Source organism: Shigella sp. FC1967, from assembly GCF_001743005.1.
In the GTDB taxonomy this organism is placed as follows: domain Bacteria; phylum Pseudomonadota; class Gammaproteobacteria; order Enterobacterales; family Enterobacteriaceae; genus Proteus.
In genome coordinates, this window is the sequence record NZ_MIIZ01001069.1 from 1 (window position 1) to 1,031 (window position 1,031).

1 protein-coding gene is annotated in these 1,031 nt (G+C 28.4%); it reads right to left on the reverse strand.

Features of this window, described 5'->3' with window-relative positions; translation table 11 throughout:
* Window positions 1-613: 613 nt before the first annotated feature.
* A partial coding sequence (locus BHE89_RS18435) for a glycosyltransferase (RefSeq protein ID WP_128860710.1) occupies window positions 614-1,031 on the reverse strand: 418 nt, incomplete at its 5' end.

The following is a 1,031-nucleotide window of genomic DNA, read 5'->3' on the forward strand; positions in this document are numbered from 1 at the left end:
ATTTTCAAGAGTAGTCGTAATTATAGTTGTCCCATTTTGGGGTAATGGATAATTTGAATCATTGAATCAGCCCAAGGGAATGAATTATTTATTTGTATTATTTATAGCTAATTAATGGATTCATATCTATTTTTTAATCAATTATAATAATTGATTAAAGTGATTCTCTTCTGAAAAGAGAATTAAGTATTACAGAGATATCTCATAGAGCTAAAATTATTAATCAAAGAATGTCACTTTGTGACTAAACTTTCTAACAAAAAGAAATTATAAATAAATTTTTTACAAGTTTAATGGGTAAAAAATCGAAATACAAAAGCGCATAAAAAGGAAAGAAACTAAATGATTTTTTCCAGAGCATAATATTCCAGTATACTTTAAATTCGTTAAAAGCCTTGACAGAAGATCGTCTGTCATATGCACCATCCATTCTTACTTTAACTAACACTTGCTCAATATTTCCACATGTTGCACCATTTTTTTAAAGCTTGAAAACCAGAGAGCAATATCTTCATTTAAAGGATAATCAACAGGGTAGAAACCTATTTTAGCTAATGATGTGCGCCGAAAGCAAATTGTTACATGAGCGAATGGTGATGCTTTATAAATAACTTTAAAAAATTTCTTCATGCGTCAATGGATAACAACGGGTTGCTACTATGTTATTTGAAGAAGCTATAAATTCCTGTATAGAACCTCCGGAAATGTCTATAATTGGATTGTTTTCCATATATTCAATTTGATATTGAAGCCTATTGGGTAATGATAGGTCATCTGCATCCATGCGGAAAACATATTTTTCATCTTCTAAAATAGAAATTAGTTTGTTAAGTCCTTTAGCTAAGCCTACAGGATTTTTTGAATGAATTGATTTATATATAAATCCAGAGCTTTCAATAAATTCCATCATATTTTTACTAACATGACCATCAATGTGTAAATAGACTTTAATTCTATCTTGTTGAATGGATTTTTGATTAAATGTTATGGATTTGATAGCACTAACAAAATCCTCATATTTATCATTTTTA